We start from the raw sequence: 21,103 nt of genomic DNA, 5'->3' as shown, positions 1-21,103 counted from the left end.
AATATATTAAACAAGGAGAGACCCTACGTGAAAAAAATTCTGTTCTTAACAAAAAATATCCTTGTTGATCAGGAATTTCAAAATGAACTTCAACTGTTAAACTTTGAAGTGTTCTGTTCAAGTAACTTGTTGGAGAAAGTACTGGAGAATGCGCCGTTAGTTGATTTTTTTGAGTGCTACGATATTGTGCTTCTAAGTGATACGATCTCAGACAAGGAGATGCACCTTTTATTAGAAAATATTCGCCCTTATTCTTTACCCGTGATTAGAAAGGATGCTTCCCTGCCAAACAAAGAAGAAATGCAAGAGTGGTCCACTCGTGGTTTGAAAGGGTGGATTCATTCAGAAATGACGAAAAGTGAAGTAAGAGAGCTGATAAACAGCTTTGAGAGTTTGGAAAATGGTGGACAGAATAGTTTTCAAAGAAGGCCTTTAAAAATACAAGTAATCCCTAACTTCTCAAGATTGGAGCGTTCATTAGTGGATATACTCTGTGAACATCCGAAGCAAATCGTCTCTAGAAATGAGATATGCCAAAAGCTGTGGGAAAGCAATACCACAAACTCTAATCTCTCACATTTATCTTTTTTGATTAGTAAGCTAAAGAGTAAGTTTGAACAAATGGGGTTTGAAAAAGAGTGCATTGGTACCATCTGGGGTAAGGGCTATCAGATTGACCAAGAAATTCAAGAATGGTGGTCAACAAAAGTGAAAGTAAATAGTTGAATTTCAGCTTAGAAAAGTCGGTTCAAATGTAGTACTTCGTAAACAACGACAGTTCATAGTAAAAGAAGCATGGGATGAATGTTAAGACGACACTCATTCCATGCTTCTTTTTGCTATTTCTCTGGATAAACATTCGCTTCAATCTCTTCTCGCTGATTAGCCAAAAAAGGTGGCAAAGCAAAGCTTTCCCCTAATTTCTCCAAAGGCTCATCAATGGTAAAGCCAGGTGTGAGGGTCGCAAACTCCATTCGGTTCCCACCAGGTTCACGAATATAGAGGCTCTTGAAATAGCCGCGCGAAACGATTTTCTCAATTTGCCAGCCTTGTTTTTCTGCCCGTTGATGAAGCGCTTCTAAAGCGGCATCATCCGTAACAGCAAAGGCGATATGATCCGCACTGCCTCGTCCCATGTGACTAGGTTTGTCCGTTTCAGTAGGGAGAATTTCGAGAAAATCCGTTGCGTTCAATTGAATCCGTTGATCAATCGTTGTCCAGCCTAAGAACGTTTCAAAGAAGTCACTCGTCGCTTGAGGATCGTTGACGTGAATCTGACTAGAATTCAAGCCTAAAATCTGCTTATCCACCGGAACCTCATTTTTCACTTGATGATCCAAGGCCAATGGCGGCAAATCAGTCTCAGTCAAAATGATTTCCACCTGATCGGGATCAAATAAATGGATTTGACGGTCATTGATTGTATAGTCAATCGAATAGTGAATGAAGCGTTCCTTCCAATAATCCAAACTATTCTGGGGAAGCTTCAGACCGATCGTCGCAATAAAGTTCTTATTCTCATAGCGATGTCCTAAATGAGGGACGATGAAAAAGGTCACGACGCTACCAGGTGCTCCTTGATAGTCGCCATAGTAATAGTGAAGCATCCGATGATTGTCCTGATTGACGGTATTTTTAACAAAACGCATCCCTAAAACTTCGGTATAAAAACGCACATTTTCATGACTGTCTTTGGTTAATAGTGAGATATGATGAAATGCTGCCATAGAAATCCCTTCTTTTTGCTTACTTTTAATAAGTATAAGAGGAGATTCGAGGTTAAGCAAGTTAAGTGACTTAGGGATATAACATTTGATGATTCTGACGGACTTGATAAGAGAATAAAATAATTATATTTTCCAAATATTCCGATTAATTGGAAACATTAAAACTATGTTGATTATTTTGAAAGTGCTTCAAATTTGTCCGATAAATAATATAGTAATATAATGATTAGAAGTAATATATTATATTTTATTTAGAAATATTTTATAGTATGTAATTAGCTAATAGTCTAGATTTTTTTAGCTGAAATCATTTTCATTTATATAACTGGATATTATTTCAGAACGCTATTAAAGTATGAAAACAAATAGTGCGAAAATCGCAAATATTCGTTTTCTATAGATGATGGATCAATTATTTATAGTATGAGCACTTTTAAGAGCCAGTAAGAATAATTACAGGAAGGGTTTTTTTATGATTGGATACTTATTGAAGCTTAAACGTTTGGTGGCGGGGTACGACATGAAGGAAATCGCTGAAATGGGACATATTAGTATTCCTCACCTATCAAACATTGAGGGGAATCGCCGAGTTCCTAGTATCGAGTTTCTAATTTCGATTGAAAATTGTTATGGCGTGCGAAGCGAATTTGTAGAAAACGAATCACTAGTAGTGAAAGATCAACTTGTTTTAGCACTACAATCAACAATCAGAGGCGAGTATAGAACTTTTAAAAAATTAAGAGAAGATATATTGAGTCATGAATTAACAGTTGAAACCTACTTTTCAATAGAGCTAATGGATTTAGCTTTTCAAAATGATGCATTGTACAATCAAAAGATCAGTCATTTTCTTTGCGATATTCTCAACAATGAAAAGGAGAATTATTCATACAGTCTTTTGTTAGAAGTATTGTACATTTATTGTATCCACTCAGAGATGTCCACGGGTCATCTGACTAAATCTATAGAACTTAGTGATGAGCTTATGGAGTTAACAGCTAATAAAGAAACAAAAGCATATTTAGTCATTTTGAATTTGCTACTTAAGTGGGAATCAGGTATGCGCTCTGAGCTATTAAAAGAGTTGCCAGAAGTGAGAGATATGAAAAATAGTGTGCAGGAAAAAACTTATTTTATGGATGCATGGAACTATTTATATGGTCAATGCATGCTGTATTATGGCTTTTCAGAAGAGGCAACTTATTTTTTAGAGAAAAATATTAAAGACATTAATTATGATAAAAAGAGTGAAGGATTTGTCAGACAATGTATCTCGAAGGTCTTGTTATATTCCTATACAAATTCAAATCTAGTTTCTTCTGAGAATGTCTTTGAGGCGATTATTGAACGGTTAAATGATGAAGATTACATAAGAGATTTTGAAGCGTATGTCTATACCTTTGCTACTGTATTACTCTCTGAAAATAGAATGAATGAGGCTAACGAGCTAGTAAAAAAACTTGAAGCAAAAAACAATGAAAAATTAAACCATCCAAATCGTTTGTTTTATGAATTCATGCTTAGTTTTTATAATGAACAATATATTCGATGTGAATCAATCAGTGAAGATTTTTTTTCAGAAGAAAGAAATGTTTCGATTAATCCATTCCAAGGAGTAGATATTTGCAAAAAAATGATTCAAATTTTTGAGGTCAGGAAGAGATACAAACAAGCGGCGATTTGGGGAAAAGTAGCAATTAAGATATCAAATACTTATTTTGGCTGTAAGAGTTTGGTCTAAAGTCATCATTGAAAAGTAATTTGTCATAAAACGACAAATTACTTTTTTTTGTGAGTTCTTTTCATAATAACTTAAATTATATTATCACAATTATAATTTAAGTATTAAATGTAAATAACGTTATGTGACCATTAAAAGAGTAAGTTGGTTTGTAAAAAGCGCACGTATAGGTGAACAGCGCATATTTTTATTTAGCGCAAAAATTGATGTTTCTCATAACGAAAATAAGTAAATAGGTGAGGAGAGATTTATAATGAGAAAGAGAATGTCAGTTGTATTAGTAATTTTATTACTAACAAATACGTTAATATCAGGAGGATATGGGTTTGCGGAAGAAATAAACTCATCCGTAAATAATCAAACAGAGAGTAGAGAAAATGAAAAGACTCCTCAAGAGAAAAATGAACAAGAAGTAATTGAGAAAGCGAAAGTGGAAAAAAATGAAGGAACAGTTCAAAGTTCTGAAGAGCTAGAAAAAAGCAATACAAGCGAGGACAGTTCGAATGCTAAACAAAATTCAGTAAAGGAAAGCCATAATCCAAGTATAGAAGAGATACCGGCAACTAAGAGTATGCTTAAGAACAACCTCGATGCGATTTCCTTCAGAACAGAATACGATACTTCTATGAGCGGTTCCCAGTACTTAAACAATTCAACAACAGATTTTGTGAGCGGAGAGACTTTGAACTTAAAAACAATACTGCAGTATACGCAACTAGAAGAACAACAAGAAACGTACGTTGAACCTAGAATAGAGTACACGTTCCCTGCAGATAAATTTAAAGGTATCAATCTAAAGAATTTTCCAAATGAAGGCAGCGCTAATATTAAGGCGATAGAACAAATCGTTGATCCTGTCAGTTTAGCTAGAATAATAAGAGTGACCCTCAACCGATTATCTCCTGGGCAAGATATGGTAATCCCGTTTACTGTCACTACGAATGAAATAGGGTATCGTGATGACGGACAAATCGAGGTTCCGTTTAAATTACTTACTAGTGAAGGAGAAGAGTTACGGAAAGATACTTATCTGGCTACTGCTCGAACGATGACTGTATACAAGACAGACTTAGAGCGACAATCAGATAGTATCAGTTATAGTTACACAGAGGTTGAAAACGGAAAATCAAATGCTTCGGCCAAAAACTATAACTTTGTTTTTTTGCGGTCCTTTATCAATGATGAGATTGATCCTGTAGATAGTACGCATTATGGTGTTGAGAATAAATCTGTGATAGTCAAGATTGAATTGCCAGGTGAAAATCATACATTTGAGGATCCTAGTTCGATTTTTTTCGAGTCATCCGAAATAAACGGAAATGTTGGAGAATGGGTAATAGCTCCTCGAAACATAAGTGGCGCGAGTGTTCCAAAAGGATTTGTTTTTCCCTCAAAATTAAAAATACCTGGTGTAGCGAATGGACAAACTGTGCCCGTTAAATACTCTATTTCCTATATCGAAGATGATGGTAGTCGTGTTTTACTAGATGAAAATACAGTCGAATTGAAAATTAGTTTGGGAAATAAACCGCAGAAAGACAGACTCTTTTTTGTCAATTCATCCGCTGGTTTTTATTCAGAAAAGGAGAAGAAGACGACTGGTTCAAACGTTACTTTATCCGAAGCAACAGAAAATTTGATGTTTTATGCAGATGCTACAGGAAGATTTTCTTACACAGAGTCAGGAGAAAATACGATTACTGTTGATACAATTACGATTGATTTCTCAAATGAGGATTTTGATAATCTATCCACAGGACTTCAAGGGTTTCACTTGCTAACCGAGATGCCAAACCTGAGCCAAGAAGAACTTGAGCAGTTAAGTAATAATAAGCTGATTGGTATTGATGAATCCGGAAATGAGACGATCGTTGCAGAGAATATTCCCACTACAACGAACAAAGATGACTACATTCTAAAAAAAGATTTAGGGAAATATAAAACCTATAAGCTAGTATTTAATGACTCTATCAAGATGCGTGATACAAAATCTAGCGAGTTAACACTGGGTTTGCTATTTGGTTTAGATAAAGAAAATATCAATGACATTCGCAGCCAATTAACAGAACCGGGAAAAAACGAGAGTTTTTTTCCGTTTGTAGCCACTTTTGATGTCCAAGATCCTCCTGAGTTTACACTTTTGAGCCGTGAATATTCAGGGCCGAGCTTCCGCTTACTTAAAGAGCCCTACTTTTCAAATTTTGGCGGTTATCTTGATCGAAATGAGGCATTTATCGGAAGCAACGTGAATTACACTCACTCAGTAACTTTCATCACAGATTTAGGAACTGGTGAGGAACAAGTACCACAAAAAATTGACGGCATCATAGGACATGTATTATTAACACCCAAAGGTATCGAATTAGAACGGACCAATATACGGTATTTAAGTCAATCATATATTTTGCCAACAAAGGTAATAGAAAATTATAGGGGAACAGGAAAAAATGCCTATTTCTTTTTACATGAGGATGCGCAGCTGATAAACCAATCATTAACTGCAAATTATTCGTTAAACCTGAATTTTGATGCAAATGTTGGAGAAAACGAAATCGAGTCTTACTTTATTTGGGGAGATCAGGACAAATATATAGATAAATCGAATGATAAGTATGTTGGGATACCTGACTCGCTTGATATAAATGATAATGGGAATAAAGAAGAACTCGTTTATCATGGTAAACAAACGATAAATATCCGTCGAGCTGAAGCTTTGACGAATTTTGTTAAAGTTAAAAATAAATCTGAGAGTCAAGCGCCATTTCTCTCAACTAGTGTGGTAGTCCCAGAAAATGAGGTTACTTACCGATTATTTATTCAAAATTCAACGAAAACGGATTACCCATTTACTGAGTCATTAAATGTCTTGCCATATGTCGGAGACCATGTATTGACTGATGAAACAGAGGCAAGAAATAGTGAGTTTCCAGTGACTCTTAGTGGGCCAGTAAGAGGTCCTGAAGGATATGAAGTTTTGTATTCATTGGATGAACAACAGGCGACATATAAGGAAGATTTTGAATCTGAGTGGATTCCAGCAGAACAGGTTTCAGATTTTTCATCAGTAAAGAAAATCAAGATCACATCACTTGATGGGACTGTTTTAAAAGGAGAATCTGAAGTTTATTTTGAATATGATGCTAAAATTGCTGATGCAGAGACGATAAAGTTTGGTGAGTTCGCCAATAATTCGTTTGGAACACGAACGAACAAAACGATGGATGTGATTGAATCGGGCAATAGCCAAGCGACTGTTATAAATCCCTTCGTAGGTGGAAAAGTCTTTTTAGATAAAGATGAAAATGGTATTTACTCAGAGGCAAAAGATGAGACGATTGACAATTATAAAGTTATTTTACGAAAGTATAATGAAGACAGTGAAAAATATGAAAAAACGGATGAGACAACTACAGATAATGTTGGCGAGTACTTTTTTGGCGAGTTGCCTTTTGGAAAATACCAAATTGAATTCGAACTAGGTCCTAATGACCAAATAACACAATATAGAAATTACGCATATCCTATAATTGGAAATAATTTGAAGGACAAAAATACAATTGAGTTCGAAGTAAATGATATTACCTACAAACATTATTTAAATGCAGGTGTGTTTCGTTCAAATCAAGTAACCCTAAAAGTGATACCAACAGATGAAAAAGGTGACCCCATAGATGGGTATCCAACAGAGGACTATCCAGGTATCCCAGGTGAATCCGTAGAAATCAAAATACCAGAAATTCCAGGGTATGAGCGCGTGACACCCGACGAAGATATTCCAACCGAATATCCAGAGGAAGATACTGACTTCCCAGTGGAATACGTGAAGATTACACCAATCACGGTTACTTATAAAGATGAAGACGGTAACGAGCTGCGTGAACCTGAAAAGAGTACACAGCGAGTAAATACGGAATACAATACAGAAGGTCCAGAAACAATCGAGCATGATGGGAAAACGTATGAATTGATCGAAATTCCAAGTAATGCTCAAGGGACAGTTGGCTATGAAGAAATCAAGGTTGACTATGTCTATAAAAAAGTGAAAGATAAGACAACTATCACCGTAACGCCAACAGATGAAAAAGGTGATCCTATCGACGGGTATCCAACAGAGAACTATCCAGGTATCCCGGGTGAATCCGTGGAAATCACTGTGCCGGAAATTCCAGGGTACGAGCGCGTGACACCCGACGAAGATATTCCAACCGAATATCCAGAGGAAGATACCGATTTCCCAGTGGAATACGTGAAGATTACACCAATCACGGTTACTTATAAAGATGAAGACGGTAAGAAACTGCGTGAACCTGAAAAGAGTACGCAACGAGTAAATACGGAATACAATACAGAAGGACCAAAAACAATCGAGCATGATGGGAAAACGTATGAATTGATCGAAGTTCCAAGTAATGCTCAAGGGACAGTTGGCTATGAAGAAATCAAGGTTGACTATGTCTATAAAAAAGTGAAAGATAAGACAACTATCACCGTAACGCCAACAGATGAAAAAGGTGATCCTATCGACGGGTATCCCTCAGAGAACTATCCAGGTATCCCGGGTGAATCCGTGGAAATCACTGTGCCGGAAATTCCAGGGTACGAGCGCGTGACACCCGACGAAGATATTCCAACCGAATATCCAGAGGAAGATACCGATTTCCCAGTGGAATACGTGAAGATTACACCAATCACTGTTACTTATAAAGATGAAGACGGTAACGAGCTGCATGAACCTGAAAAGAGCACACAACGAGTAAATACGGAATACAATACAGAAGGGCCAGAAACAATCGAGCATGATGGGAAAACGTATGAATTGATTGAAGTTCCAAGTAATGCTCAAGGGACAGTTGGCTATGAAGAAATCAAGGTTGACTATGTCTATAAAAAAGTGAAAGATAAGACAACTATCACCGTAACGCCAACAGATGAAAAAGGTGATCCTATCGACGGGTATCCAACAGAGAACTATCCAGGTATCCCGGGTGAATCCGTGGAAATCACTGTGCCGGAAATTCCAGGGTACGAGCGCGTGACACCCGACGAAGATATTCCAACCGAATATCCAGAGGAAGATACCGACTTCCCAGTGGAATACGTGAAGATTACACCAATCACTGTTACTTATAAAGATGAAGACGGTAACGAGCTGCGTGAACCTGAAAAGAGTACGCAACGAGTAAATACGGAATACAGTACAGAAGGACCAAAAACAATCGAGCATGATGGAAAAACGTATGAATTGATCGAAGTTCCAAGTAATGCTCAAGGGACAGTTGGCTATGAAGCGATTATCGTTGCTTATGTTTATAAGGAAGTAAAAAAAGTTAATGAACTTCCCAAGGAGCCATCAGATGAAAATGATAATCAGAAAAAAGACTCTCCAATAAAAACAGTTGATTCAAATGATACACTTAAACTACAGGATAAAGCTCAAAGAAATGATGGTCAGAGCATCCAAACAAAAGCAGCGCGGTCCAATACAAGTGAGACGGGTAATGCAAAAGTTTTTCCTAAAATGAATGATCGAAAAAATAGCTTGTTTATAATAATAGGAACTCTGCTAGTCGTATTTTCTTTAGGACTAGAGCAATACCTCAATAAGAGGAGGAGAGCAGAATAAAATCCTAGATATTCTGCTCCTTAACTGCAAAAGGATTTCTTAACTATAGCCCACTAAGGATTTTCTTAGTGGGTTTTTAAAGAAGTTTTTTTGGTTTATAACGTACTAAGACGCGGATTGATTTCTCTTTTTTTAGCAATAGAGACAAAAAAATATTTATATCAAGGTCCGTTAACTTTTTTAGTAGTTTAGAAATTATTGCAGCAAACCCTTGATCTAATCACGATGCTTACCATTCGAGCTTGTCATTTTGTGGTTGCTTTGGTATCTTGCTTGTAACTTATCTTTTCAACGATTAGGTTTGATTTAGGGGGATGAAGTATTGCTAGGTGAAAAATTAAAAACACAACGAGTGGCACTGGGATTGACTCAACAGGAGGTGGCGGATCATCTGCATGTCTCACGACAGACCATCTCCAATTGGGAAGTTGGACGGAATTTTCCAGACATTCCCATGATCATTTCAATTAGCGAGTACTACCAAATCTCCTTAGACGAATTGTTGAAAGGTGATGAACAATTAATGGACAAAATGAAAAAAGACGCTGAGCTCGTGAAACGAACGAAGCGAAGAAAAATGTTTGATGGGGTATTTGTGGTGCTGCTGCTGTTGACGGTGATCTTTGCCTTTGTGATGAGTCGACTGCCGAATCTGGAAAATCAAAAACTATGGCCGATGCTGATTGTCGGGGTGGTGTTCATCTTCTCGATCGTTCGATTCTTCATGGTCATACCGAAAGATGATAAGGTTAGCGGAAGATACGCCCCGATCATTATTCCAAAATCCTTTGGTGTCGGTTGGGCGATCAATCCCTATCATCCATTAGGGCTGGCGTTGTTGATCGGGCTACTTGTTGCGATTGAGGTATTGATATTCTTAGGGTAAAAAAGGCTATGCGAAGTTGCTTAATAGCGATTTTGCATAGCCATTTTGATTTTACAAAAAAATCAAGAGTACAGGATTTTTAACAATAACAATAAGGTTTTATCACGATGAGCAAAGAGAAACGATTTAGAATAATACGCTATAATGAGATAAGAGAAAAAACTAAAGGAGGAAAGAGCTATTCCAAAGCTGCTGGAATAGTATCACACACGACGATGAATCGAATGCAGGACTATTATCATGTGCTTCAAGAAAGTATGGCCTACGTCATCAATGAAGAACAGACCCAGATTCAACAAGCCGCACAAATGATGAGCGAGAGTATCCAACAAGAAAAGAAGGTTTATTTTTTTGGTACGGGACATTCCTATATTATTGGACAAGAAGTTTTCGCTCGTGCAGGCGGCTACGCTGGATTTATTCCGATTTTAGAAAATGAATTAGGAATGAATCACGCCTTCAAGAGCACCATGATCGAACGAACGACTGAATACGCGGATGTACTGCTGGAGCTGTATCCCTTTGAAAAAGGGGATACGATTGTGATGACCTCAAATTCTGGTCGAAATGCGTTATTGGTCGAACTGGCACAACGCTTAAAAGCAATTGGTGTGAAAATCATCGCGCTTACAGCTTTAGAAGCCTCCAAAAATAGCACTAGCCGCCATGTCAGCGGTCTGCGATTATTCGAATTGGCAGATGTCATCTTGGATAACCGCTCTGTCTATGGTGATGCCAGCATTGCTCATACAGAAGTGGTCAAAACCGGACCAACATCGACGGTGATGAGCTGCTTCATTATTCAATTAGTGGTTACCACGTTTGTCCAGCTTGAGGTCGAGCGAGGAGTCGATGTTCCTGTGTTTAGAAGCAGCAATATTGATGGCGGCGATGCGTATAATGAGAAGCTGTTTGCGATTTATCGGTGAGGTGAGAGTGTAATTAAAATAAAAACTGCGGAAGTTAAGATTTCTACTTAACTTCCGCAGTTTTGTTTTATCTTAAATTCCAGTCCATCTTTATTCGTTCTGCTATTGTGAGATACATTCAAATGTTTTCAGTGCATGTTATTGATGCGGCTAATTTTTTGTAAAATGTGATCGTACTCGTGCTTATTTAGTTTTGATACAACGAATTTGTCTCGAATGATGAAAAAAGTTATTTTTCCAGAATTAAATTGCTGACCCTCTCTTTTTTTGATAACATATTTTATATAAAAACATTATAATTGTTATTTGACGTTGAACAGAGAATTTATATAAGACGAAGCAAAAATTGCGAAAAGAGGCAGATAAAATGAATAAGAAAATCCTCGTGCTCATCATGATCACTACGGTTATTACTGCTTTAGTTATTTGCGCAGGAATATACAGGGACGCTCAACGTAATAATAAAGTGGAAGCAGATAGGGTCGCCCAGCAAAAACTAGATGCACGAATTGAGAAAGAAAAAGAAACGCTGGAAACCGCGGAAGCAGCAGTTAATACCGCTTATAAAACCCGATTGGACAAAGATATTGATAGGGCCAATGAAGCCATCAAAAAACTAAACGAGAATCAAAAAGCCGAAAAAACAAAACTGACCGATAAAATGACAAAACTGGCTGGCTTTCTCAAACAAATTGCGGCTGTAGATAAAGCAATAAAGAAGGCTGAAGAATCGAGAACCGAGGATGATATCAAGGCTGCGCAGGATCTGATCGATAAAGTGATTGACCCGTATCTTAAAGATGATAAAGATGCTGCACAAAAAAGATTAGATGATTTGAAAACACAAATTGCCAATGAACTTGCCCAGCAGCAATTAGAAGCCGAAGCGCAAGTACAAACAGAGTCAACAGAAGAGCCAACTCAGCCATCGGAAGAACAACCCAATGTCCAAGAAATACAGCCAGAGCAACAGAATCCAGTGGTTGAACAACCCGCTTATAGCGAACAACCGCAGCCGTACTATCCACAACCGGTCCAGCCAAATCCGGTACAACCGACACCGATTCAGCCAGAGACCTCCAATCCTGAGCCAGCGCCCAGCCAGTCATCTGACGATGGAGGAAATACACAACCAGCAGAATCCGCACCCGAAGGCGGAAATACGGATGCATAAGATTTGAGATCGGAGCTATCAGGGAAAGATGTTGGTGATTAACAAAGACTAAAAGCTGGAATTTATTTTGAGATAAATGACAAGTACTAAAGTCGTTGGAATGTTGGCTTTAGTACTTTTTGATCTTATGGAAATTTATACTCATTCTGTGTATACCAGTGAACAATAGTAAAGCGGACAACGATAGCACAAAAAAGCAAGTCGATTCCCTTTTTCTAAATCTCAATTCTGCTCAATTGATCGGAATATAAATATCGGTAAAACTTTTATCCTTAGAATTTTTCGGCGGTTCAGTCACGTACAATTCAAACGGCACGGCATCGCGGGCTTTCTGCTTATCCTTAAACAGCCATTCATGATACATATAATTCCAGGCATCCCCGTACTCTTTTGCGGATAATTCAAAATGCCCCACACCAAATTTGCCAGAAATACTAGATGTGCAGATATTCCCGCTTTCTTGAACAGTTCGATCGTTGGGAATGGTCATGGCGACACTGGTGCGTAAATTTTTGTCATCGGTAATAAATGGATTGTCATCGTAAATGGTTAATACTTTGGTCTCATTTTCGATGATCAGATCAATCTTTGTTGCGAACTCGAACAGTTCGTTGAACAGCTTGCGGCTCTGTTTTCTAAAGGCGGCATAGCTTCCTCTGAAACGAATGTAGATGATGGTCAATTCCTCTAAATTTTCTGTGGTGATGCTTTTTGGTTCGATCATTTTCGTGTCCCCCTTTATGGATAATTTCATTATTCCATGTTGCTACCAGAAGCGCTTGTCATTTCTTGCTGTTTTCGATAGCGGGAGGGACTGACGCCAAAATGTTTCTTGAAGGCTCTGCTAAAGGAACTCGCATCAGTATAGCCGTAACTTAAGGCAATGTCGGTCAACGAAATAGATGAAGCAACACATAGAAAAATAGCCGCACGCTCTAGCTTGAATCGTGTCACGAATTCCTTCAGTGTCTCTGAAGAATATTTTCTAAAAATTCGATGGAAATGAAATTCCGAAAAGTGCGCGTTTCTGGCTAAATCACTTAAAGAGATTGGCTCTGCGAGATGCTGTTCAATGTAGTCTTCGGTTTTATTAATTAACCGTCTATAGCTTTGTTCCGTTGATTCAGCCATTGCCTCAAACTCCTTTCAACCGTTTCTTTCTTCTATTATAAAAGACAACTACACTTTTTACGAAATAGAAAAATTGATTTGGCTTCATGTCAGTCCATTTCTTGAGCATGGAATTTTACTTACAAATAGTAAGATGTTAAGGTGGGATTAATTCATAAAGTTCGTTAAGTCGAAAAGGAGGTTTTTCCCATGACAGTAATTATTCCCACATTTCAATTAAGTGCCACCGCACACATTGGACGAGTAGCGTTGAAGGTCGCCAATTTAGAAAAAATGACCCGCTTCTACCAAGAGATCATTGGTTTACAGGTCTTAGAACAAAACGCAAACCAAAGTATGCTAGGTGTTGATGATACGGTATTGCTTGAATTACAGAAGGTACAAAATCCTTTGCCGATAACACCTAAAACCGGCTTGTACCATGTTGCCTTTTTATTGCCTACCCGAAAAGATTTAGGAAATGCCCTACGTCATTATTTAACGGTGAAGGCGCCAGTGATTGGCGCAAGTGATCACGGCTACAGCGAAGCCCTATATTTAAACGATCCCGAAGGCAATGGTATCGAAGTCTATCTTGACAAGCCGCAAAGTGAATGGGATATTCGTGCAGATGGTGAAATCGTTGGCGTAACGCTTGAAATGGATGCGGAAGCGGTGATCGCAGCTAGTGATGGCACATGGGAAGGATTTCCAAAAGGAACGATTGTTGGTCACGTACATTTAAAGGTTGCGGATTTGATGCAAACAGAAAACTTTTTTACCGAAGTTCTAGGACTTTCCTTGAAGAATAATTTTGGCAATCAAGCCAAATTCTTCGCAACAGGGGATTACCATCACCATATTGGATCCAACATCTGGTTAGGAAAAAATATCCCTGCCATGTCAGAAAACGATTTAGGATTAGATTATTTCAGCTTCTCCGTACCCACCCAAGCTGAGTTGGATCGTTTAGAAGAGCACTGGAAAAACCAGATCGATTACACCAAAGAAGCGAATGGCAGTCTGACAGTCGTTGATCCAAATGGCATTACGATAAAGTTTGAAAAATAGACGCTCACTTAAATAATTACCAAAACAGAAGGAGCAATCTGACTACTGAATGATAATCAGTGTCCAGATTGCTCTTTTTTATACTAATTATTTCGATAACGGTCGACCACGTCTATTTTGAGCATGAGGGACAGTTTGCTTGCCTGTCACTTTGCTTTTTGATTGTTGCTGTGAGTGTTCAAATGCGCTCTTTTTTTTCTCATGAAGAAGTTTCTCTAGCTTTACCTTTGGCTTTGTCATGATTGCTCCCCCTTTCAGCAAAATCGCAGTTAGCAGTCAGCAATTCATTTCATCCGCATGTGAACCAAATCCTTTCATTCGTACTATCTTTAGTATAAAGGAGAGATTCGCAGGCAGAGGAGCATCCTTTTGTATAAAAAAAGAAAGAGCCAAAGACAGCTCTTTCTTAACATTGTTTTCTCATTGTGCGAATGATCCGTTGGATACTTTTGATATCCAAATAATAGCTGTCAGCGAGCTCGCGAGTACTTTTCCCCATCTGATATTCCCGATAGATTTGTTGGTTTCTTCGTTTGAGAAGTTCTTTACTAGCAGTCTTGCTGCCCCAAGGCAAACGTTCCGTTGATCTCTTAGGGATATAAAGGATTGTACCATTCACATATTTTTGGATCTCTTTTACGATTTCCTCTGGTAGAAGTTCGAATGCGTTTTGATAAGCCATCTTTTACCCTCCTAATAATATAAAATTTAGGATTCAGCAAAAGCTCTTCAAGCATTCCTGCCAAGCTTTTGCTAGGCTTTGATAATAATTACTCCCATCATAATGCTCCTTTCGGGTACTATGTTTAGTATAGCATATTGGTTTTGTGGGAGTATTGATGAGGAAATATAGCTTGCGGAGGATTATTCTAATGGGTGAGAATAATTTATAATCTGGTCAATCAATTCTTGAATATTTGTTGGATTAATCATCCTGTTTTCTTTATTTGTCAAAAGTCTTCTTTAAAAGTTATAGAGAGACCTTAAAAAGTCTCTCTGTTTTCATTTTTCTGATATGGGTTGAAGAAAAGAGGATTGAAATCTTTATATGTATTTATTTTTAACATTTTATTGTATTTTTTCTATAGATAGTCGTTTAAAATGTTATTGAGAAAGATTCTGATTGATGGTAAATTATAAAAATAGAAACATTTTTATGAGATAGAGGATTTATGTTGGATGAGAGAAAAGTAGGGCGAATCGAGTTGCTTAATCAATGGAATTAAATAACAAGAGTGAGTAAATGGAAATAATGAATGAAAAGTAATTACTGGTTGAATAGAAAAATATTTAAGCAAGGTGGATTGAGTAAAGAGGGAATCGGTTAAATAATAGAGAATTTTGAAAACGCTATAATTTTTAAATAGAAAAATATGAGAAGGAGCTTTTAAATGGGAACCGTTTATTATCAGGATTTGGAAATTGATTGGGCCAAAGCAACTAAAGAGTATGTATTTAAAGATTTTAAAAATAAAGATGATTTGGATAAGAATAATGATTATCTATACAGAGAGCAGTTAAAGCAATTGTTGAACTGGACAGAGAATTATGTAGAATCATCTGAAGATAACAAAAATATCAACAATATCTTTAGTGTTATTGGTGATAGAGGGACTGGTAAAAGTTCGTTTGTTCAATCAGCGGAAGGTGCATTGAAAAAAAGAGCATGGACTGAGAAAGAAAAGAAACAGGATATATATCCTCTGCCCAAGATTGATCCCACCATTTTTGACGGAAAGATTAATATTTTAGAGTTGTTTGTAGCGATGTTAAAAAGTAAAGTAGATGAAATTGTTTTAAAAAATGAAAAACAAGATAATCAAGAGTTCCAAAACATCGCTCGGTTCAATAAAGGTGTGAAAGAAATAATATCTGTCTTAAAAAATATGCGTGTGGATAAATCAGCATTTGCTGAAAAGAATTCAGGTGTGGAAGTACTCGCTACTCTTCAAGAACAACAGAATTTTTTTGAAAAAATTTCAGAGTTAATTAGCTTTTTTTTACTTATAGTAGAAACTGCGGAAACTAAATATACTCATATTTCTTTATCTATCGATGACTTAGATTTGGTTCCAAACGGTGAAGTATATAATACTTTGCAGAACATATTCAAGTTTCTAAAATATCAACAAAGCTTGATAATTTTTATAGCTTTTCGAAAAGAGCAACTGATTAATTCGGTTATGGATGCTTTGATTAAAGAGAATTCAGAGTTGTTGGCTCATAAAGAAATGGACATTGCTGAACTGAGGGAACAAGCTGCTAATTTTATTGAAAAAGGCTTACCGAGACCTCAACAGGTAGTATTGGAGGTTGAACAAAAGACGAAGGTTTTAGATATTTTACAACCTTTTATCGATTTAAATCAAAAAGAAAAATTAGTAAAGTTGTGTACAAGACTATCTTACGGTAAAAGTAAAGATTTAACTTTTAGGCAATTTATTCAAAACGCAATTATGGAGCAAGTAAGAATCCAAATTGATCCAGTGGACGCCTTTGAATTAACAAGGTTTGTTTATCCCGCTAATTTGCGTGGAATACTTCAGTTGTTAGAAATTATCCATCAATTCGATAATTATCAAAAATTGGTTGATGGAGTCAGTACACAATTAAATTCATGTCTTCCAAGTCTGCAAAATAATGTAGTGAAATACAGGCAATATTTTTTCAATGTTCTTAGTGAAACACTACCAAAATCACTACACGAGATAGTCTTAGAGTGGCATTCCCGTGAGTACGCTGCTCGTAATAGTTTTATTTGTACTAAATTGTTGAGTTCGGTGGGAAGTACTATTTCTGAAAATATGCGTGATCAGTTTGAGGTAATCAAGAATAAACAATCTTACAATGTGAGCTTGGGTGATGTATTTTCTGTTTTTGAGCTTTATAAACGGCAAAATAATCATTCAGAAGATAAATTATATTTTTTATATGCTATGAAAATAGCCTATTCAATTGAGATGCTACATTGTTTAGTTAATTCTATGATGAAATTTGATAAAATTGAAAAGGAAAACATGAACGATGAAATGATTTTAAGAAAAATTGAACTTGACAATTACTTTGCGCTTGCAAAAGGAAAAATCATCCCAGATAGTTTTTACTACAATGACAAGATAGTTTCAGGGGAGAATAAGGTTGTTTATTCAGAAGATAAGAAAGATAATATCTTTCAAATTATTTACAGCGATATCAGTGCAGATGGAGATATAAGAAAAGCTAATCTACAAGTTCATAACTATCAGCAGAAAGGACACCAATACCAATACAGAAATGTTTTTAGAAAGTCAGATTTTGAGAAAAATCATCACTATTTAGTCGACTTATTTTCACAGTTAACTGATATCAACTCCGTGATTAATAAGCTTTATGCTGTCTGTAGAATGGATATTAAGAGTTATCTATTTTACTCAATGTTCGACCTAGATTTTTTCATTAGAAAAAATTATTCTCGTCGATCATTCTCGTCTTCGAATAGTGGCATAGAGCATGCGATAAAACGTGTAAATGATTGTTTCACTGGTGATTTGAATGTTTTTGAAGAAAAGGAAATGCAGAAAAAAATGGTATTACCAATATGTATTAAAAATAGTCAATTAGAACATGATGACAAAAGAGGTTTTGATCCATTGCTTAAAAACGTAGAAGAAACAAGTAATCTAATAGAGAGTATCATACCAGAGGAAATCTCAGGAATAACGGCCTCCCCAGAAGAAGATATAAAAAAAGTTACAAAGGAAGAATTGTTAAAACTTAGAGATATGCTAAATTTGGCTGTAAGTGATAATCACGTTAGAACAAAAAGGGATGTAGCTAAAGAATATCATAAAACTTTTGGTCTTTGGCCTAGTTTGCTTCAAAAAGAAGAAATTGATTTAATGAACAGATTTATCGCTACTAGTAGATCTCAAAAATTTCCTACACTTAACAACAACCTTAAACAACTACGTAACTATCTAAACGGGTTGAATTCAATGCTAACAAAAAAGGAAGATGATGAAAACAAAAAAGAAATCAGCGAAGTTACAAGCGAGGATTCTAATGAATAACATGAAGGTACTATTTAACGATGTAGATCGAATCATGCGCATAATTTATAGAGAACTATGCTTGGACTATTTTCGAATAGACAGTGTTATTCCAGAAAATGCTTATTGCAGATGTTTATTCGATTTGAGCAATGAGCAATATCGAAGAAATGTTTCTAGTAGATATCTCCAAATTTATCCAAATAATTATCATATGGATGACTTAGAATACTTACTAGATTCTTTAGGGGAAATTCTTGAGAAAAAATATGGGGATGCTGATGCATTAAACTTATTTCCATTTATTGCGGATTGTTTTCTAAAGAAAAGCAAAGATAATTTATACGTTGATTTTGACAATCTCTTGGAATGGGATGGTTATCGTAACAAACTAGATGTGAAGCTGTTTCTTGCTGCTTATAATTTGCATCATATAGAGACTCCAACTTCTTCCAAGGTGAACAGTATTATTGGACACAACAACAAACAGTTGTATGATATTCTGGAGCGTAATCGTATTTCAGAAAATCATATGCATTTAAAAGCATCAGGCTATACAGATGATATCAATTGGTACTCTTTTTTACAGTTGAAGTTTTCTGATACGACTCAGTTTTCGAAATTTATTGAGAGCCAAGAATCACTCAGAGAATTTGAGAATGAGGTGGGAAAAAAAGAAGATCTATTGGAGTTTATTCTAAAAGTTCGTCTGCTTCGAGTTCATTTGACCATGTATATCGATAAGCCTATTTGTTGTAATACTAGGTTAAAAAAGAAATATAACAAATATCTTTGGGAGATTATTCGTGCAGATGATGTCCTCAATTATTTGGATTCCCGAGGAATCCTGAAGGAAACAATAACTTTAGAAGAAGAACAAAACAAATACTGGAACGAAAAATATCAAGACCTTAACCTAACGAAATATGCAGCGATTGAGCTGGATTTTTATCAACAAATCATGAGCTATGTCTATAGTGATGAATCAGACACAGAATATGTTAGAACCTTATTTAATCTTTACATCGCTGGAATGACTATCTTGAAATTTCAATTTGTTCAAGACAATTTGGGCATGGGGTTTACCAAGTTCAAGGAAAAAGAAGAAATCAAAGCATTTTTCGTAAAAAACAAAAAGGAAAAAGATGATGTCATCCAGAGTGTATTCCATAAATATTACAGGGAGAAGTATATAAAGAATATCGAACTTCGTATTACTCCGCAAGGTTCTACTTCTGAGTATATTGAATTTATTGAGAAACTAAACAGCATGAATGAACAAGAGTACGATAAAGTAAAAAAAAAGTTGGGACCCAATGATCCCTCACTACAGAAAATCAAATATGGATTGATTGTCCATTTTATCAAACCATTAAGATCTAAGCGTATGACTATGATAGAAGATCAGGGAAACAAAAGAACAAAAATAAATCGAGATTCGGACATCTTACTTGAAGCACTGGAAAGAATAGAAAAGTATACGGGTGATTTAGGGAATGCGATATATGATAAAAAAGAAATTGCTCATAAGATAGTAGGGATTGATACAGCAAACTTTGAGAAAAATAATCGACCTGAACTATTCGGTGCTGCTTATCGCAAAATTCGAGCAGGTACAACCAATGATTATGTTATAAACGCAACTTATCACGCGGGGGAAGAATTTCCAACATTGGCCAATGGGCTTAGAGCAATTGATGAAGTCTTAAATTTTCTTGGTTATCGTCAAAACGATCGTATAGGACATGCATTAGCTTTAGGCATAAATATTGAAGACTATTTTCATATAAAACGGAACAATATTTTTTGTTCTCTTGGTGACTACTTAGACGATATTGTTTGGCTGTATTCAGTGCTAGTAAATTCCATTGAAAATAGTTCTTTGCTATTCTTTTTAAAAGATGAGTATGAAAAGTATAAATGGGATTTTTTTGAAAAGGTCTTATCATATGATGAAATTCCAAGTTTTGAAGATTATTTAAGTTCCTATCACTTACGGGGAGATTGTCCAGATACTCATCTTGAATTGAGTAAGCAGCCTGAGCTGTCTTATGAAAAGATTTGTTCTAGATATCCATATCAATTGAATTTTAAGTTTAACAAACATAAAAGCGCCTTTTCTAATCGCACTGCTCGAAAGTTATTTCTACGCTATTCTTTTGATAAAAATTATCGTGAATATGCAGAACAACCACTTCATGTAGAGATAAGCAAGAATTACATTTTTTGTTTGGAAAAGGCGCAAAGATTAATACAGCAAAAAGTGCTGAACTTAGGGGTGTTCATTGAAGCTAATCCATCTTCAAATAAGAAAATCTCTTACGTACAAAAGTATTCAGAAATTTCTGCATTGAATATTAGCGGTTCTGTTTTTGGAAATCCAGATTCATTGGAACTACCTATATCAATAAACACTGATGATAGTACGATTTTTTTAACAAATTTAGTAAATGAATATTCGGTATTAGCAGCTTCATTATTAAGAGAGGGATACGTTGATAAAGATGTTTATCAGTTTGTAGAGAAATTGGCAATTGCGTCTAATGTACATTCTTTTGTGCAACCATATTGACCAGTCTTACTGACAATATAAAGTCAAAATGCTAGAAATGTATACGTGACAAAGTAAGAAAGGTTAGAAATTACCATAAAAGAGTGGTTAGTGAATAGAAAAGTATTTTGGTAATGTGCATGCCGATTTGAAATAGGCAAACTCAATTGTTTTATTAATTTGCGTACCGCATAACTATTTTATAAGCGAATAATACAGATGAATCAAAATATTGATGAGTCATTATTTGATATAGAGTAATC

General features: G+C 36.1%; 14 protein-coding genes. 9 read left to right on the top strand and 5 right to left on the bottom strand.

Going from position 1 to position 21,103, the window contains the following annotated elements:
• Window positions 1–27: 27 nt before the first annotated feature.
• Window positions 28–726 (top strand): winged helix-turn-helix domain-containing protein, encoded by a 699-nt coding sequence (locus tag IGI44_RS15310; RefSeq protein WP_438788624.1) that lies wholly within the window; start codon window positions 28–30, stop codon window positions 724–726.
• A 113-nt stretch (window positions 727–839) separates the two neighbouring features.
• Here IGI44_RS15310 and IGI44_RS15305 read toward each other — a convergent pair whose 3' ends face one another.
• Window positions 840–1,727 carry a VOC family protein gene (locus tag IGI44_RS15305; protein WP_438788623.1) on the bottom strand — a complete coding sequence of 296 codons (888 nt, stop codon included), beginning with the start codon at window positions 1,725–1,727 and terminating at the stop codon, window positions 840–842.
• 472 nt (window positions 1,728–2,199) lie between these two features.
• Between IGI44_RS15305 and IGI44_RS15300 the strand changes: the two genes are divergently transcribed.
• The 5 genes from IGI44_RS15300 to IGI44_RS15280 all read left to right on the top strand — a co-directional run bounded on the left by IGI44_RS15300 (window position 2,200) and on the right by IGI44_RS15280 (window position 12,080).
• Window positions 2,200–3,468, top strand: coding sequence for a helix-turn-helix domain-containing protein (locus tag IGI44_RS15300; RefSeq protein ID WP_438788621.1), 1,269 nt, complete (start codon window positions 2,200–2,202; stop codon window positions 3,466–3,468).
• A 253-nt stretch (window positions 3,469–3,721) separates the two neighbouring features.
• Window positions 3,722–9,091, top strand: a complete 5,370-nt coding sequence (locus IGI44_RS15295; RefSeq protein ID WP_438788620.1) for a MucBP domain-containing protein — start codon at window positions 3,722–3,724, stop codon at window positions 9,089–9,091.
• Between the two features lie 322 nt (window positions 9,092–9,413).
• On the top strand, window positions 9,414–9,977 hold the full coding sequence (locus IGI44_RS15290) for a helix-turn-helix domain-containing protein (RefSeq protein ID WP_438788619.1): 564 nt from the start codon (window positions 9,414–9,416) through the stop codon (window positions 9,975–9,977).
• Between the two features lie 107 nt (window positions 9,978–10,084).
• Window positions 10,085–10,906, top strand: a complete 822-nt coding sequence (locus IGI44_RS15285) for an SIS domain-containing protein (protein WP_438788618.1) — start codon at window positions 10,085–10,087, stop codon at window positions 10,904–10,906.
• Window positions 10,907–11,252: 346 nt separating this feature from the next.
• A complete protein-coding gene (locus IGI44_RS15280) occupies window positions 11,253–12,080 on the top strand; it encodes a hypothetical protein (protein WP_438788617.1) in 828 nt (275 codons plus the stop codon).
• 232 nt (window positions 12,081–12,312) lie between these two features.
• On the opposite strand, the gene IGI44_RS15275 is transcribed toward IGI44_RS15280, so the two are convergent.
• Together IGI44_RS15275 and IGI44_RS15270 are read right to left on the bottom strand one after the other, a co-directional pair.
• Window positions 12,313–12,804: an AraC family transcriptional regulator gene (locus tag IGI44_RS15275; protein WP_438788616.1), complete on the bottom strand. Its 492-nt coding sequence runs from the start codon at window positions 12,802–12,804 to the stop codon at window positions 12,313–12,315.
• A 29-nt stretch (window positions 12,805–12,833) separates the two neighbouring features.
• Window positions 12,834–13,211 (bottom strand): AraC family transcriptional regulator, encoded by a 378-nt coding sequence (locus tag IGI44_RS15270; protein ID WP_438788615.1) that lies wholly within the window; start codon window positions 13,209–13,211, stop codon window positions 12,834–12,836.
• A gap of 189 nt (window positions 13,212–13,400) precedes the next feature.
• Here IGI44_RS15270 and IGI44_RS15265 point away from each other — a divergent pair, with 189 nt between their 5' ends.
• A complete protein-coding gene (locus IGI44_RS15265) occupies window positions 13,401–14,261 on the top strand; it encodes a VOC family protein (RefSeq protein WP_438788614.1) in 861 nt (286 codons plus the stop codon).
• A gap of 87 nt (window positions 14,262–14,348) precedes the next feature.
• Here IGI44_RS15265 and IGI44_RS15260 read toward each other — a convergent pair whose 3' ends face one another.
• Entirely contained in the window at window positions 14,349–14,501 is a 153-nt protein-coding gene (locus IGI44_RS15260) for a hypothetical protein (protein WP_438788613.1), read from the bottom strand.
• A 166-nt stretch (window positions 14,502–14,667) separates the two neighbouring features.
• Window positions 14,668–14,943 (bottom strand): CD3324 family protein, encoded by a 276-nt coding sequence (locus tag IGI44_RS15255; protein ID WP_438788612.1) that lies wholly within the window; start codon window positions 14,941–14,943, stop codon window positions 14,668–14,670.
• Between the two features lie 709 nt (window positions 14,944–15,652).
• Here IGI44_RS15255 and IGI44_RS15250 point away from each other — a divergent pair.
• Together IGI44_RS15250 and IGI44_RS15245 are read left to right on the top strand one after the other, a co-directional pair.
• Complete coding sequence (locus tag IGI44_RS15250) at window positions 15,653–18,310, top strand: hypothetical protein (RefSeq protein ID WP_438788611.1); 2,658 nt, start codon at window positions 15,653–15,655, stop codon at window positions 18,308–18,310.
• Window positions 18,303–20,861: a hypothetical protein gene (locus IGI44_RS15245; protein ID WP_438788610.1), complete on the top strand. Its 2,559-nt coding sequence runs from the start codon at window positions 18,303–18,305 to the stop codon at window positions 20,859–20,861. Before IGI44_RS15250 ends, IGI44_RS15245 begins: the two co-directional genes overlap by 8 nt.
• The last annotated feature ends 242 nt before the right edge of the window (window positions 20,862–21,103 follow it).

Source organism: Enterococcus sp. DIV0756 (assembly GCF_051710745.1).
In the GTDB taxonomy this organism is placed as follows: domain Bacteria; phylum Bacillota; class Bacilli; order Lactobacillales; family Enterococcaceae; genus Enterococcus_A.
This window is presented reverse-complemented; position numbering and strand designations above follow the sequence as displayed.